The organism is Mesorhizobium sp. WSM4816 (assembly GCF_055811535.1).
This window is the reverse complement of sequence record NZ_JBVVQR010000005.1, coordinates 324321-339095: the sequence shown is the minus strand read 5'-3', so window position 1 is coordinate 339095 and position 14775 is coordinate 324321. Positions and strand designations below refer to the sequence as shown.

The 14775-nt window shown below is 60.7% G+C and carries 12 protein-coding genes and 1 tRNA gene; 9 read left to right on the top strand and 4 right to left on the bottom strand.

Annotated features, from left to right (window positions below; genetic code table 11):
- The 4 genes from AC0L3H_RS09355 to AC0L3H_RS09340 form a co-directional block, all read left to right on the top strand.
- On the top strand, window positions 1–231 hold a 231-nt coding region (locus AC0L3H_RS09355), incomplete at its 5' end, for a hypothetical protein (protein ID WP_473585258.1).
- 359 nt (window positions 232–590) lie between these two features.
- Window positions 591–1655: a glycoside hydrolase family 88 protein gene (locus AC0L3H_RS09350; protein ID WP_473585257.1), complete on the top strand. Its 1065-nt coding sequence runs from the start codon at window positions 591–593 to the stop codon at window positions 1653–1655.
- 195 nt (window positions 1656–1850) lie between these two features.
- Entirely contained in the window at window positions 1851–2855 is a 1005-nt protein-coding gene (locus tag AC0L3H_RS09345) for a D-alanine--D-alanine ligase family protein (RefSeq protein WP_027156252.1), read from the top strand.
- Window positions 2856–2906: 51 nt separating this feature from the next.
- The gene (locus AC0L3H_RS09340) at window positions 2907–4619 is read left to right on the top strand and encodes a GNAT family N-acetyltransferase (RefSeq protein WP_473585256.1); all 1713 of its coding nucleotides are present in this window, start codon (window positions 2907–2909) and stop codon (window positions 4617–4619) included.
- Window positions 4620–4678: 59 nt separating this feature from the next.
- Here the strand turns inward: AC0L3H_RS09340 and AC0L3H_RS09335 are convergent, their stop codons facing one another.
- Window positions 4679–5743 (bottom strand): DUF2332 domain-containing protein, encoded by a 1065-nt coding sequence (locus AC0L3H_RS09335; RefSeq protein WP_473585255.1) that lies wholly within the window; start codon window positions 5741–5743, stop codon window positions 4679–4681.
- A gap of 137 nt (window positions 5744–5880) precedes the next feature.
- On the opposite strand from AC0L3H_RS09335, the gene AC0L3H_RS09330 reads away from it, so the two are divergent.
- A complete protein-coding gene (locus AC0L3H_RS09330) occupies window positions 5881–6813 on the top strand; it encodes an alpha/beta hydrolase family protein (RefSeq protein WP_473585254.1) in 933 nt (310 codons plus the stop codon).
- Between the two features lie 84 nt (window positions 6814–6897).
- Here AC0L3H_RS09330 and AC0L3H_RS09325 read toward each other — a convergent pair.
- The 3 genes from AC0L3H_RS09325 to phaC all read right to left on the bottom strand — a co-directional run bounded on the left by AC0L3H_RS09325 (window position 6898) and on the right by phaC (window position 10462).
- A tRNA-Glu gene (locus AC0L3H_RS09325) sits at window positions 6898–6972 on the bottom strand.
- Between the two features lie 187 nt (window positions 6973–7159).
- On the bottom strand, window positions 7160–8290 hold the full coding sequence (locus AC0L3H_RS09320) for a YcbK family protein (RefSeq protein WP_473585269.1): 1131 nt from the start codon (window positions 8288–8290) through the stop codon (window positions 7160–7162).
- Window positions 8291–8626: 336 nt separating this feature from the next.
- Window positions 8627–10462: a class I poly(R)-hydroxyalkanoic acid synthase gene (phaC, locus tag AC0L3H_RS09315; RefSeq protein ID WP_473490336.1), complete on the bottom strand. Its 1836-nt coding sequence runs from the start codon at window positions 10460–10462 to the stop codon at window positions 8627–8629.
- Window positions 10463–10559: 97 nt separating this feature from the next.
- On the opposite strand from phaC, the gene AC0L3H_RS09310 reads away from it, so the two are divergent.
- From AC0L3H_RS09310 to glpX, 4 genes are all read left to right on the top strand, one after another.
- Window positions 10560–10952, top strand: coding sequence for a hypothetical protein (locus AC0L3H_RS09310; protein ID WP_473585253.1), 393 nt, complete (start codon window positions 10560–10562; stop codon window positions 10950–10952).
- A 93-nt stretch (window positions 10953–11045) separates the two neighbouring features.
- Window positions 11046–12263 (top strand): LL-diaminopimelate aminotransferase, encoded by a 1218-nt coding sequence (locus AC0L3H_RS09305; protein ID WP_077383891.1) that lies wholly within the window; start codon window positions 11046–11048, stop codon window positions 12261–12263.
- A 47-nt stretch (window positions 12264–12310) separates the two neighbouring features.
- On the top strand, window positions 12311–13624 hold the full coding sequence (locus tag AC0L3H_RS09300) for a homoserine dehydrogenase (RefSeq protein ID WP_473490334.1): 1314 nt from the start codon (window positions 12311–12313) through the stop codon (window positions 13622–13624).
- A gap of 142 nt (window positions 13625–13766) precedes the next feature.
- Window positions 13767–14750 carry a class II fructose-bisphosphatase gene (gene glpX / locus AC0L3H_RS09295; RefSeq protein WP_473585252.1) on the top strand — a complete coding sequence of 328 codons (984 nt, stop codon included), beginning with the start codon at window positions 13767–13769 and terminating at the stop codon, window positions 14748–14750.
- Window positions 14751–14775: the final 25 nt, after the last annotated feature.

Below are 14775 nucleotides of genomic sequence, written 5' to 3'. Positions count from 1 at the left end.
TCAGCGGCGGCTGTGGCGGCAGCGGCGGCAGTGGCGGCAGCGGCGGCAGTGGCGGCAGCGGCGGCAGTGGCGGCAGCGGCGGCAGTGGCGGCAGTGGCGGCGGCGGCGGCGGTGGTAGCGGCGGCAGCGGCGGTGGCGGCGGCAGCGGCGGCTAACGACCCCACCAGATGTTCGCTCGATAATCGCGAAGGTGAGCGTCTAAAGGCGCTCACCTTCCGTTTGGGATACTGAACTGGAGGGCCGGCGCGAGGGTGACTATCGGCCGCGAAGCTATCTTCACTCCTCCGCGCCGGGCTTCGTCGCAGACCGGCCCTTCAATTGCAGCGACAAACCAGGATCTTCACGGCTCTCTACGCTCATTTGGAGCCCGGCCCTACAGCCGAGGCCGTTGCCACCGCATAGACCCTGCCATTACAGTCGACGGTTGAAGAGCAGCCCAAATCTCGATCAATCTCGGCGAAACCATGTCCGCCCACCGGGTTCAAACCTCCAAACGCCTCATGCCGAAGACGAGCTTTCATCGCGCCGAACGGTCTCCCGAACGACGGACGGACGTGTCGCTGCCGGAGGAGATGGCAAGGATCCGAGACTTGGCGGAAGCCTGGATAATCCGTAATATTGGAAAAAAGGGCCTGTTTACCTACAGTATTAATCCGTATACGGGCGAGAAATCCGAAAAAAACAATGAACTGAGACAGCTTATGTCATCGCGCACGTTGGCGGAAATGAGCGTAGGAAATCTCTCGCTTCGCCCTGTTCATCGCCGCAATTTATCGTTCATCATGAATACATGGTATAGGGAAGAGCGTGGCATTGGTTATATTGAATATGATGGCAAGTCAAAACTCGGGGCGAATGCGATGCTGCTTCGCACATTCGCGGCAAGCCCTCATTTTGGACAGTTCCAGTCAAAGGCCAGGGCAGCCGCGGAGGGCATCCTTGCGCTCCAGAATGCAGACGGGTCTTTTCGCCCTTGGCTAAAGGAGCCGAATTATTCCTTCGACGCAAAATATCTCTTAACATTTTACTCAGGGGAAGCACTGGTAGCTTTGCTGGAATATTATTTCCGAACTGGATTAACCCGTTATTTTGACGAAGCGGCGCGCAGTGCAGAATTCTATTTAGATGAATATGTCCGCAATATCGCAGATAATTATTACCCGGCATACGTGCCTTGGCACACCATCGCTTATCGGGATCTATATGAGTTGACGAAAGCCGATAAATTCGCCGAGGCGGTGTTTACTCTGAACGACAAATTGCTTGAACTTCAGGACCGGTCGTACAGGATTGGACGATTCTTCAATCCAGAAACCCCTCAGTACGGCCTTCCGCACGCGTCCTCGGACGGAGTTTATACCGAGGGGCTGGCTTATGCATTCGAGATGGCGCAGCGGACAGGGGATGAGGTGAGGGCAGGGCGATACCTTGACGCTATTATGCTCTCGTTGAAAAACATCGCATCTTTGCAGTATAGAGAAAAACTGGATGAATCTTCTCTTCCTTTTTATGCGTACCGAGGAGCCATCAGGACCAATGCAGAGAAAAATAGGTGGGCTCGCATAGACAATGCTCAGCATACGATAGACGCTATCCAGGCCTTGGGGAATTTTCTCGGAAGCAAGCAGGCTTCTACATTCGAGCTGGGGCTTTGACTCCCGTCAAAGGACAGCCGGGAGCCCCGAACTGCTCCTGCGTTTCTTCACCCGGGCAGTGCGGCCAGCAACCCAGTCTGGATCTGTACCATTTCGACCTTCAACGCCACCCAAAATATTGCCCATGGTTCTGCTTGACCGGCTCAAGCCATGATGCAAGCATGGAAAAGCGTTTTGAACACATCAGGCTCATAAATGCCGACGTTGGAATACCTGTTGACCCCATCGCCGGAAGAGCTGGCGCAAACCCATGTGCTGTTTTTGGCGCGTCATGCCCTCGACTCCAGCCCGGAGCGCAGGGCCAAGTACGGCTACCACGTCGTCTACCATGCCATCATGCTCGAAACGCTGCGCGGGCTGGGTTTCAGGGTCACGCCGGCGAGCGAGCACGAGGTGCTGTTCGGGCCTCTCGACTTTGATTTCCTCTATGCCATTCATTCGCATGCGATATTCGATGGTCACGAGCTCCTGGCGCCGGCAATCGCGGCCTATCGTGGCGTCCCGTGTCTCGGCGCATCGGCGTCAAGTCGGGCGGTCTCGGAAGACAAGGTATTGGCCAAGCAACTGGCTGCTTCGCTGGGGCTCGATGTCGCCAAGCACAGGATCATGCAGCCCGGTGAGGTCAGCAATGACAAGTTCAGCCTGCCCGGTTCGTGGATTGTCAAGCCGCGAGGGGGTATCGCTTCCGACGCAATTGTAAAGGTCGAGAACGAAGCGGATTGGCGGGATGCGCTGACAACCATCTCGGATCCGCGTCACGGCGGCCGTGAATTCATTGCAGAAGAGTTTGTGCCGGGCCTCAATCTGACGGTTCCAATTGTCGAGGGCTTCCCCCCGGGTTCATTGGCGGTCTTCGAGGAGCGCGGCCGCCCTGGCGACAATGTTCTGACCAATGAAGCAAAGCGAGGGCTCAACAGTTCCTACAAGTCCGCTCCTTACGACGGACCGGGAGCTGAAGAGGTTTCGGAGGCAACCGCACGAATGGTGGCCGAGATGTCGCCATTCGATTATGCCCGCTTCGACTTCCGTTATGATCCCGACACGCGGCGGACCGTTTTCATCGAAGTGAACATCGCCTGCAACATGGCGCCGGCCTCGGCGGTCTATCGTTCGGCCGCCCTGCATGGGATCAAGTATGAAGAACTGGTGGGACATGTTTTGACGCACAGTCTCAGGCGTCAGAGAAAGCGGCAAAGATAGCCGCAACGCTCGATAGGGCACTTCAGTGATGGTCAGCGCATGCAAATCGATATGGTCGACAAATTCGAAGCGTTGCAGCCGCTGAGAGAGAATTGGGACCGGGTATATGACTCCGATCCGGAGGCGAACTTCTTCCTGTCGTGGCCATGGATGTCGAATTGGCTGCGACGCCCAAATTGGGTGATTTTGGCTGCGCGATCTCCCGGGTCGAACGAGTATGTCGCCTTCTTCCCTTTGCAACTCGTCACCGGGCTTGATGAGCAGACGGGGTTTTATAGCAGCATAAGGATGGCCGGCTCGTATTTCGCCACCTATACGGGCTTCATCTGCGTTCCCGAATTCGAAGAGCAAGTCATTTCGTCGTTCGCCGATCGCCTGCAGGCGCTGAATTGGGCAACGTTACACTGCGACGACATTTCGATATCGGCCAGGCGCCGTCAAATGCTGCTTGGAAGCTTTTCCGACAATGATTTTGTGAAAGAAAAGATTGAACGACGTCGCCATACAACCCGAACAGGCGAAAACATAAATCATGACATCTACATGTATGTCGATTTGCCAGCCGATTGGGACGAATTCCTGGATGGCAACCTTGGCCCGAAAACCCGTCGTGACGTCCGTCATTTTCTTCGTCAGGTCGAAAATAGCGGAGAATACCGGATAAGTTTGGCGGACTTCGAGACAATCCAAAGCGACCTGGAGGTTTTCTATCAACTTTGGCTTGCGCAGTGGGAGGCCAAAAGCCGCGTCTATGCTCAGGGTGTTATTGCCAACTGCCGCCATATGTTACTTGAGTGCCACAAGGCGGGTGTGCTGTTCGCGCCCGTATTGTGGAAAGGCGATACTCCATTAGGAATACACATTACGTTTATCGACAGGTCGAAGCGTTCACTCGTCTGTTTCCTTGTCAGCCGCAATCTCGCAATTCGGAAGCCTCCACCGGGCTTGTTGCTTCACGCCTACAGCATCCGTTGGGCAATTCAAAACGGCCTCAGGACCTACGACCTTGGCACTGGAGATTTTTCTTACAAGTACAGTTTCGGATCGAAGGAGCGGCTTGTAGAGGGTGTCCGGATCGACTCCACCAACAGCCGCGGAAACAGGCTGGATCGAAGAAGCCTTCCCTCGGTGATTTCGTCGGTGCGAAAGCTGCGTCAGGAGGGGAAGTTCCATCTGGCCGAGCGCGGTTGCAGGCAGGTGCTCGAAACTGAACCGAGCAATCTGGAGGCGCGCCGGCTTCTGGACGAGCTTGTGGCGGCTAGGCGTATTGAGGAGCAATTTGCGCGTGCGCTGCAATGCCATCGGAGCAAGCAATTTTTGGATGCCCAGAGGATTTATCTGCAGGTATTGGCAGCAAATCCCCGGCATTACGACGCTAATTATCTGTTGGGCGTTCTATGTCTTCAGGCCGGTCGGTATCAGGCAGCGGACACCTACCTGGCTCGCGCCACCGAGATCAATCCGAAAGCCGCAGCTGCGTACAACAACAGGGGGCATGCCTTGCGCGGCCTGAAACGGTATGACGAGGCTCTCGCGTGCTACGAAAAAGCCATCGGGGTGAAACCCGATTTCGTGCAGGCAATGAACAATCGGGGGGTGACGTTGCGGGCGTTGGGGCGCATTGATGAAGCACTCGCCAGCTTTGACGAGGCGCTGACGCTCAAACCGGACTTTGCCAAGGCCTTGTCCAATCGCAACCAGTTGCGTGTGCCCCTGCCGCGCGACCGTTTGTCCATCGCCGATGATGTGGACACCTTAGAGTAAAGCGCATCGCGTTTTGCATCTGGTCAAGGACAGGAATGGCCGCGTAAACCGTCGACCTGCTAACCTTTCCACTCCATCGATAGCCCATGCGGATCGCAGATCGCGAGCGTTTTGACCCTGCGCTCGCCATTGAAGTATCTGCTGACCTTGAGAGGATTGAACGTCTCAGTGGGGTTGGGGTGTGCGACCTCGCCTTCGACGGTTACGCGCCAGACCGGCGCCGTCTTGCTCGCCTCCAACAGGATATCGTTTATGCGTCGGTGTTGATCGCCGGAAAGCTGATAGCCCATTATCGTGTGATACACGCAGCGGGCTTGATAAGGCGGAATCTCCGCCAGCGCAGAGCTCAGGTTCAACACGGCGTCGCCGCCTTTGATCCGGGGCGGATGCGCGGCGGCGACCTTCAAGGCGCCATCCAGTTTTGTGAGCCGGTCAATGCGCTCGGGCCAGACAAGCGCCTTGAGCCACCGGCGTTCATTTTCATCCCGAACATCGGTCGGATAAAGTTCGAGGCCGACCCTCGATAAAACGGGGGGCGGGAACGTCCCCAATACAGGCACGCCAGGCCCTTCAAGGATGCAGGAAAGGACGAAATCCGCATCGGTCCACCGCTCCAGCTTCGGAGCGCCTGCCCCGTCCGTATACCGATATCCATAGCTGTCGAAGTTCAGGTTGAGGCCGGCGCTGGATCCGATCTCTATGAGGCCAAGCGGAGCGGCGGCTTCGCGCGCAACCAGATCGAATGCGGGCAGCAGCAGCGCGCTGCGGCCAGCCTCGTTGGTGTTGGTGGCGCGCTTCGCGATAATGTCGACGAGTTCGGCTTCGTGGGCACCGCAAAAAGCGGCGAAAAGTTCGAATGCGCGATCGTCGGCCGGCCGCGTTCCGCCCAGACTCGGATAATATTCCCTAAGAGGATGATCGACGCCGCCAAGCAGGAGATACTGTACCGCGCCGAAGACCAGGTTCGCCGCCGGCTGACCCTTCCTGCGCCCTGCCGCCAGGCGCTGCAGCGCGACATTGTCCGCAATCCCGAGCGACAGCTTTTCATAGAGGGGAGAGCCGCCACGACGAGACTCGTTGGCAAAGAAGCGGTAATAGTGAGCGCTTGTTTCAAACACCACCATAGCACGGACCTAGCGGGTAATAGATTGTCTTGGATGTGGCTTCCACCTGTAATTGCCTTAATGCTTTCGGCCCAGCGGGTCAAGGAACCGGCCGAACAAGAGAGGCTCTCGAGCATACACTCTTGTGAGACTGGCGGATGAACGAAACCGTGGACGATTCACCTTCGGGATATACTGCCATTGATGGCGCCTTTCGCGGCGAATCGCGCAGCCGTTCGGTGCCATACCGGCTTTATGCCCCGGCTCCCCTCTCTGGCGCTTACCCGGTGATCCTTGTGTCGCATGGCATTGGAGGATCGCGCGAGGCGATGCCTTACCTCGGGCGGCGCCTGGCGGAAAGCGGTTACGTGGCGGTGCACCTGCAGCATACCGGGACGGACAGCTCGATCTGGCAACACGCAAACTCTCTTGCGGAAGTCTACCGCCTTCTTCGTGAAGCCATGTGGGACGCCAATGCGGCGCGCGCGCGATTTCAGGACGTGCCCTTTGCCCTGCGCGAGCTTGCGCGCATGAACGGCGAGGGGCGGCTCGCCGGCCGCCTGGATTTGACACGCATCGGCATGGCCGGACACTCTTATGGAGGCGTCTCGACGATGGTTGCCGCAGGGCAGAGAATGGGTCCGGGCGGGCAGTGGTCGTTCAAGGAGCCAGGAATTCGCGCTGGCCTGGTCATGAGCCCGAACATACCCATCCAGGGCGGCGACTTGGCCGCCCTTTACCGCGATATCAGTATCCCGCTGTTTCACATCACGGGCACGAAAGATGGCAATGCGGTGCCCGGCAACAAGGAATTCGATCCGATACAGCGGACCCTTCCTTACGAAGCGCTGACCATCCCTCATCAATATCTGCTCGTTCTCGACGGTGCTGGCCACAATGCGTTTTCCGGCCTGAAGCACGGACCACACGCCCACGGTCCCGAGGAGGAGACCCGCTACACGCGCGTTGTACAAGACGCAGCAGTGTCGTTCTTCGATGCCTACCTGAATGGGAAAACGGCGGCTCTGGCGGCCCTTCGCCAAACGTTTCAATCCAGCCTTGAGCCGACCGACAGGTATGAATGGAAATAGCGGGAAGTCCGCCAGCGTTCACTACAGTTGTTCGACCTGGATTCGACGTGGCAGGATGGGGGAAGCAGCCAGCTTGACTTTATCTGGTACGCCCAAGGGGAATCGAACCCCTGTTACCGCCGTGAAAGGGCGGTGTCCTGACCGCTAGACGATGGGCGCGCTCAGATGTGAGCGCTTATAGTTGCGTTGCACCAAACCGGCAACCCGTCTGCCGCTACCTGCGACAACTTTTTTCGGTGACCGCAAAACCGCGCATTTTCGGCGATTTCCCCCGGTTCGACGCAGCATCGCGCGCCGTGCTGAGACAGCACTGCGGGCGTTGCATAGACGAGAGGAGAACCGGCCGTTACCGCCGCCGACGGCAGCGCCAGTTCCAGTCGCGCTCGGGACCGACGTCGATGTGAACGGATTCGGTATGGCAGTAGGTGCCGACGCCGCCGCGCCCGGGCATGCTGCGGATGTAGCTTGCCAATTGCGCTTTCGAGACGCCTGGAACCTGGATATCGGCGGCGGCGCAATACATGTGCAGCGAATTCTTGGCGCCGTTGGCGCGGCGGTTGCGGGCCGGGTCACGATAGCCGGAGGTGACGATCATCTTCTTGCCGTAGTGGCCCTCGATCGTCTTCAGCACGCGGACCAGCGAAGGTTTCAGGCAGGCAACGTCGACATTCTCGGTCTGCTTCAAAAGACCGTTGGGCGCCAGCCGGGCAAGTCCGGGAGCGTATGCCACCTGATAGGCGTCATCCTCGTTCAGGTCGACGTCGCTGTCGTCGTCGAGGCCGGATTTGCGCTTGATCTCGAAAAGCGCGGTCTTGCGCACGCCAGGCAGCGCGTCCTCGGTGAAACGGCTGGTATCGCCGAGCGAAGCCAGTTGCACCGGCTTTTCAGCCGGTTTGGCCGAGGCCAGGGTGATGGTGGGTTTTGCCACCGCCTTGGGCTGCGCGGCCTTGGGCTGCGCCGCCGACGGTTGCTCGCCCGACCTGTTGTTGGCCTGCGGGGCTGCCGAGGCGGGCGTGGCGCTGAACAAAGAGGCGAAAAACCCCTTTTTCCTCGGCGCATAGGCCTGTGGCTCTGCGGCGGTCACATAGACCGGGTTGTTCATCGCCGGCGCGGCGGCCTCGGCCTTTGATTTCGGCGACTTCGGCGTGGCCGTGCCGGCATCGGCGGTTTCAGTCTTCTGCGTAGCAGCGTCGGCCTGTTCAACCGTCTGCGCCGCCTGTGGCTGCGGCGTTTGGCCCGCAGCCGTCTCTGCGCCCGCTGTAGCCGCGACGGGGAAGCCGGCATCCGATTTGGCGCCTCCCTGGAGGGCCTGCGCCCCTGGCTTGGCCGCCGGCACAGAAGCGACCTGCTCGGGAAGGCTTGCGTCGCCCTTGGCGGTCATCGTCATTTGTGAAGTCGTCATCTGCGACGATGAATCGGTGGTGACCTGTTGGGTGCCGGCGGCCGTGTCCGTAGCGGAGGCATTGTAGCCAGGCATGCCGACGGACAGCGACGGGTCGCCGGCCGAGGTGCAGGACGCCAGGAGCACGGAGAAAAGCGCGGCCGCAATGGCGCGGCTTTCTCCCTTCGCGAGGCGCGATCCTGCTGATTTCAAAACAAAATTCCCCCTCGATGTCCGGTCGGTACTTCATTGGCGGCACCGAAACGTCTCGCCGCAATAAACCCTTGTCCCCGAACGGAAACGAGACCTGTGTCAAATCCGCAAGCCCCAGAGTAATTCGACGGCTAGAGAAGAATCGGGAGTGCTTAAGGGTTGACGACACCATTTCGCCCTCTTTTACCGGCGCGTCAACTCACCACACATTACAGAAGGTTACACACGCACCTTGACATAGGTGCCCGGCGCATCGCCCAGGGTTTTCATGTGCTTGCCGGGTTTGCGGGCCGGCACGCGGGTGTCGTCCCTGGCCTCGATCCAGCGTTGCCAGTGCGACCACCAGGAGCCGGGATGGTTGGTGGCCTTGGCGAGCCACTCGTTGAAGTCGCCGGTTGGCTTGCCGCCGGTCCAGAAGTGATATTTCTGCGCCGCCGGCGGATTGACGACGCCGGCGATGTGGCCGGAGCCGGCCAGGACGTAGTCGACCTCGCCCCCGAAATATTTCGAACCGAGGAACACCGAAAGCGCCGGCGCGATATGGTCTTCCTTGGAGGCGAGGTTGTAGACCGGGATGGTGACATCCTTCAGCGATACGACGTGGCCCGCCAGTTCCATCTCGCCTTGCGAAAGTCTGTTCTCGAGATAGCAATTGCGCAGGTAGAAGGAGTGGTTGGCTGCGGCCATGCGGGTCGAATCGGCGTTCCAGTAGAGCAGGTCGAAGGGCAGGGGATCCTTGCCGCGCATGTAGTTGTTGACGACATAGGGCCAGATCAGGTCGCCCGAGCGCAGCATGTTGAAGGCGGTCGCCATCTTGGTGCCGTCGAGATAGCCTTTCTCGTTCATCGCCTTTTCGACGGCCGCGACCTGCTCCTCGTCGACGAACACTTTCAGGTCGCCGGCATGGGTGAAATCGACCTGCGTGGTGAAGAAGGTGGCCGATTTGATTCGGTGGTCGCCCTCCTGCGCCAAAAGCGCCAGGGCGGCTGCCAGCAACGTGCCGCCGACGCAATAGCCGACGGCGTTGACGTCCTGTTCGCCGGTGGCCTTTTCGATCGTGTCCAGGCCGTATTGCAGGCCCTCTCTGATATAGGCCTCCCAGCTCTTGGTGCCGTGCCGCTCGTCCGGGTTGATCCAGGAGATGACGAAGACGGTGTGGCCCTGCTCGACCGCCCAGCGGATGAAGGATTTTTGCGGGTTGAGATCGAGAATGTAGAATTTGTTGATCCATGGCGGGCAGATCAGCAGCGGCCGCTTGAGCACGGTCTCGGTCGCCGGATCATATTGCAGGATCTCGGCGACGTCGCTGCGGCCCACCACCTTGCCGGGTGTCGTGGCCAGGTTCTTGCCGATCTCGAAGGACGAATAGTCGGCCTGCCTCAGTTTCAGGTCGCCCTTGCCGGCGGCGATGTCCTCGGCCAGCATCTTCATGCCGCGCACCAAGTTTTCGCCATTCGAAGCGATGGTCTCGCGAAACAGTTCCGGGTTGGTCAGGATGAAATTCGACGGCGAGATGGCGTTGGACACCTGCTTGACGTAAAAACCAGCCTTGTGGCGGGTGTGCTCGTCCAGGCCATCGGCGTGCTCGACCAGGTCGTTCGCCCAGCGCGAGGTGACGAGATAGGCCTGTTTGAGGAAATCGAAAAAGGCATTGCGGCCCCATTCCGGGTCCTGGAAACGCTTGTCGCCGGGCTCGGGCTTGAACGCGCCTTCGGCGTCTTCGCCGCCGTCGCTGAGGCGCTGGATGGAGTTGGCCCAGACGGTCATGTAGCCGGAAAACAGCCGCGTTTGCGCCTCCAGCGCGCGCTGCGGATCGGAAAGCCAGTATTCGCTGAGCTTGGAGAAGGTTTTCACCATATCGACGACCGGCTCGGCGACATGATCGCGCACGTCGCCTTTCTCGCGCGGCTCGGCCCATGCGGAAGCCGCCTTGCCGGCCTGCTCGATCATGCGCGCCATGTTCAAGGCGAAGCGCTCCGGATCCTTGACCAGATATTGCTCGACGGTCGAAGGCCGGTCATCTTCCGCTTTGCCCGAATCGGGTGTTTTGGACATGGTTCGCGGGGTTCCTCCCGAAGCGTTTTCTTGACATAGTATCATGGCACATCCAACAGGGTCCAACGCGCTCTATCTTGGCTGCCCGGGAAACAATATGACGACTGGTACTGGCAAGACTGTTTTTTCTGGCACTGGTCGTTTTTGCCACATGGGCGCGGCGGTCGTCATTTTGGCGATCGCCGGCTGTTCGAGCACCAATATCGAGGGCGCCACGCCTGTCGCGGCTACCGACGGGCCGAAGAACACCGGCACCTATCCGAACCTGAATATCCCGCCGCAGGCGGCGGCGGAGCAATTCACCGAGGCGGAAAAGAACGCCAAGCTCGCCCAGTTGAAGGCGGAGGCACAGGCGCAGGGCTCAAAGGGCGGCGCGGTCAAGGTCGCGAACCCGGCGGCGCTGAACACATTGGCGAAGCAGCATGGCGCCGATGCGCTGAAGCAGATCGAAGCCAAATGCGATCCCGCCCTCGACCCTACCTGCAAATAGGATTATATCGCGCGACCGACAAGCACCACCGACGGGCACCTTTGCCAAAAACCACTTTGACCGTCTGGAATTGAACCCACCACTGGAAACGACATGGAAGAATTTCACAAGGTCCGCCGGCTTCCGCCCTACGTCTTCGAGCAGGTCAACCGGCTGAAGGCCAGTGCCCGCTCGCGCGGCGCCGACATCATCGACCTTGGCATGGGCAATCCGGACCTGCCGACGCCCAAGGCCATCGTCGACAAATTGTGCGAGGTCGTGCGCGACCCGCGCACGCACCGCTATTCATCGTCGCGCGGCATTCCGGGCCTGCGCCGCGCCCAGGCCAATTACTATGCCCGCCGTTTCGGCGTGAAACTCGACCCGGACACGCAAGTGGTGGCGACGCTGGGCTCGAAGGAGGGCTTCGCCAATATGGCGCAGGCGATCACCGCGCCCGGCGACGTGATCCTGTGCCCAAATCCGACCTATCCGATTCACGCTTTCGGCTTCATCATGTCTGGCGGCGTCATCCGCTCGTTGCAGGTGGAACCGGACGACGGCTTCATTCCGGCGCTGGAGCGCGGCATCCGCCATTCGATCCCGAAGCCGCTGGCGTTGATCCTCAATTATCCGTCGAACCCGACGGCGCAGGTCGCCTCGCTCGATTTCTACAAGGAGGTGGTGGCCTTCGCCAAGAAGAACGACATCATCATCCTGTCTGACCTTGCCTATTCGGAAATCTATTTCGACGGCAATCCGCCGCCCTCGGTGCTGCAGGTGCCGGGCGCGATCGACGTGGCGGTCGAGTTCACCTCGATGTCGAAGACCTTTTCGATGCCCGGCTGGCGCATGGGTTTTGCCGTCGGCAACGAGCGGCTGATCTCGGCGCTGACGCGGGTGAAATCCTATCTCGACTACGGCGCCTTCACGCCGATCCAGGTGGCTGCCGCGCACGCGCTCAACGGCGACGGCGCCGATATCGCGGAAGTGCGCGACATCTACCACAAGCGCCGCGACGTCATGGTCGACGCCTTCAGCCGCGCCGGCTGGGTCGTCCCGGCGCCGGCGGCGTCGATGTTCGCCTGGGCGCCGATCCCGGAGCCGTTCAAGCATCTCGGCTCGCTCGAATTCTCCAAGCTTCTGATCGAGCACGCCGACGTGGCGGTGGCGCCGGGCGTCGGCTTCGGCGAGCATGGCGACGATCATGTGCGCATCGCGCTGGTCGAGAACGAGCACCGGATCCGGCAGGCGGCGCGCAACATCAAGCGCTTCCTGGCGTCCAGCGCCAAACAGCCCAACAATGTGGTGCCGCTCGCCGCGCATCGTTGAGTTGCCACAGATCACATCGACCAAATTCTTGAGGGGCGTCGCCGGACATGGCTGAAGCGTTGCGCGTTGGAATCGCCGGTCTCGGCACTGTCGGCGCTTCGGTGGCGCGCGTGCTGCGCGACAAGGCGGCGGAACTGACTCGGCAATGCGGCCGCGAGGTCGTCGTGTCGGCCGTTTCGGCCCGCGATCCCAAACGCGACCGCGGCGTCGATCTCGGCGCGGCCAAGTGGTTCGACGATCCGGTAAGAATGGCGCAGACCGCCGAGATCGATGTTTTCGTCGAACTGATCGGCGGCGACGAAGGGCCGTCGCATTCATCGGTGAAAGCGGCGCTTGAAGCCGGCCGCCACGTCGTCACAGCCAACAAGGCGCTGCTCGCCAAACATGGCGTGGCGCTGGCCGAGACCGCCGAGAAGAAGGGCGTGCTGCTCAATTACGAGGCGGCGGTGGCGGGCGGCATTCCGGTCATCAAGACGATGCGCGAGGCGATGGCCGGCAATTCGGTGACCCGCGTCTTCGGCATCCTCAACGGCACCTGCAACTACATCCTGACCCGCATGGAAGCCGAGGGCCTGTCGTTCGACGACTGCCTGAAAGATGCGCAGCGGCTGGGCTATGCCGAGGCCGACCCGACCTTCGACATCGAGGGCCACGATACCGCGCACAAGCTGTCGATCCTGACCAGCCTTGCCTTCGGCACGAGGATTGCCGCCAACGACATCTATATGGAAGGCATTTCCAACATCAGCCAGGCCGACATCCGCGCGGCCGGCGATCTCGGCTACCGGATAAAGCTGCTCGGCGTCGCCCAGCGCACGGAAAGCGGTATCGAACAGCGCGTGCACCCGACCATGGTGCCGACGGCCTCGGTCATCGCGCAGGTGCACGGCGTCACCAATGCGGTGGCCATCGAAACCGATATCCTTGGCGAGCTTTTGCTCTCCGGTCCCGGTGCCGGCGGCAACGCCACCGCATCGGCGGTGGTCGGCGACATTGCCGACATCGCCAAGAGCCGGCCCGGCTTCCAGCACGGTCCGGTGTTCGGCCTGCCGGCGAAGGAATTGCGGCCGTACAAGAAGGCGCAGATGCGCAGCCATGCGGGCGGCTATTTCATCCGGCTGACCGTGCATGACCGCATCGGGGTCTTTGCCGCCATCGCCAAGCGCATGGCCGACAACGAGATTTCGCTGGAATCGATCGTGCAGCACGCCGCCGGGCCGGATACCGCCTTGCAGAAGACAGTGATTCTCGTCACCCACGAGACGACGGAAGCGGCGGTCCGCAAGGCCGTCGACGGCATCACCAGGGACGACCATCTGACCGACAAGCCGCAGGTCATCCGCATCGAGCGGGCGGAATAGGCGTATCGCTTTTCTCCTTCAATCGATTGATCTCGTTGTGTTTTCAAAAAAGACCCGCAGAGGTCTTGCTGTTGTCATGGAGCTTTGACACAACCGGCGCGCCTCTGGCGGGAGGCAATGTGCCGACGAGGATTGTCCACCGATGAACGTTGCCCAGAACATCGTCGCCGGTCTTGACCGGATACTCACAATGGAACTGGTGCGTGTCACCGAACGCGCCGCCGTTGCGGCAGCCAGATTGCGCGGACGCGGCGACGAAAAGGCCGCCGACCAGGTCGCGGTCGACGCGATGCGCGAAGAGCTCAACCGTCTCGCCATCAACGGCACGGTGGTGATCGGCGAAGGCGAGCGCGACGAGGCGCCGATGCTCTATATCGGCGAAGAGGTCGGTTCCGGCAAAGGCCCGGCGGTCGATATTGCGCTCGATCCGCTCGAAGGCACGACGATCTGCGCCAAGAACCTGCCCAACGCACTGGCGGTCATCGCCATTGCGGAAAAGGGCAGCCTTCTGTTCGCGCCCGACGTCTATATGGACAAGATCGCCATTGGCCCGGGTTATGCGGACGGCGTCATCGACATCGATGCCGCGCCGGCCGAAAACATCGCCAGCCTGGCCAGGGCCAAGGGCGTGGCGGTGTCGGAGATCACCGCCTGCATCCTCGACCGGCCGCGCCATGGCGCGCTGATCGAGGCGGTGCGCGCCACGGGCGCTGCGATCCGGCTGATCGGCGATGGTGACGTCGCCGGCGTCATCCATACCACCGATCCGGACGAAACCGGCATCGACATCTATCTCGGCACCGGCGGCGCGCCGGAGGGTGTGCTGGCGGCGGCAGCGTTGCGTTGCACCGGCGGCCAGATGCAGGGAAGGCTGATCCTCGACAGGCCGCAAAAGCTGGCGCGCGCGGCGAAGATGGGCATCCTCGACCCGAAGCGGGTCTACCGCGCGCAAGACATGGCGCGCGGCGACGTGCTGTTCGCGGCAACCGGCGTGACCGACGGCAACATGCTGGCCGGCGTCAAGTTCGGCCGCAATTTTATCACCACGCATACGATCGTGCTGCGCTCGTCGTCGCGCACCGTGCGCGAGATCAAGGCCAGGCACCAGGATCTGGAAAAGTTTTGATTCCCGACTCGGGTTTGCCGTCGCA

Coding starts and splice junctions, on each gene's coding strand:
- AC0L3H_RS09345 (WP_027156252.1), top strand. CDS start 1,851: ATGCCGACGTTGGAATACCTGTTGACCCCATCGCCGGAAGAGCTGGCG.
- AC0L3H_RS09340 (WP_473585256.1), top strand. CDS start 2,907: ATGGTCGACAAATTCGAAGCGTTGCAGCCGCTGAGAGAGAATTGGGAC.
- AC0L3H_RS09335 (WP_473585255.1), bottom strand. CDS start 5,743: ATGGTGGTGTTTGAAACAAGCGCTCACTATTACCGCTTCTTTGCCAAC.
- AC0L3H_RS09330 (WP_473585254.1), top strand. CDS start 5,881: ATGAACGAAACCGTGGACGATTCACCTTCGGGATATACTGCCATTGAT.
- AC0L3H_RS09320 (WP_473585269.1), bottom strand. CDS start 8,290: ATGCCTGGCTACAATGCCTCCGCTACGGACACGGCCGCCGGCACCCAA.
- phaC (WP_473490336.1), bottom strand. CDS start 10,462: ATGTCCAAAACACCCGATTCGGGCAAAGCGGAAGATGACCGGCCTTCG.
- AC0L3H_RS09310 (WP_473585253.1), top strand. CDS start 10,560: ATGACGACTGGTACTGGCAAGACTGTTTTTTCTGGCACTGGTCGTTTT.
- AC0L3H_RS09305 (WP_077383891.1), top strand. CDS start 11,046: ATGGAAGAATTTCACAAGGTCCGCCGGCTTCCGCCCTACGTCTTCGAG.
- AC0L3H_RS09300 (WP_473490334.1), top strand. CDS start 12,311: ATGGCTGAAGCGTTGCGCGTTGGAATCGCCGGTCTCGGCACTGTCGGC.
- glpX (WP_473585252.1), top strand. CDS start 13,767: ATGAACGTTGCCCAGAACATCGTCGCCGGTCTTGACCGGATACTCACA.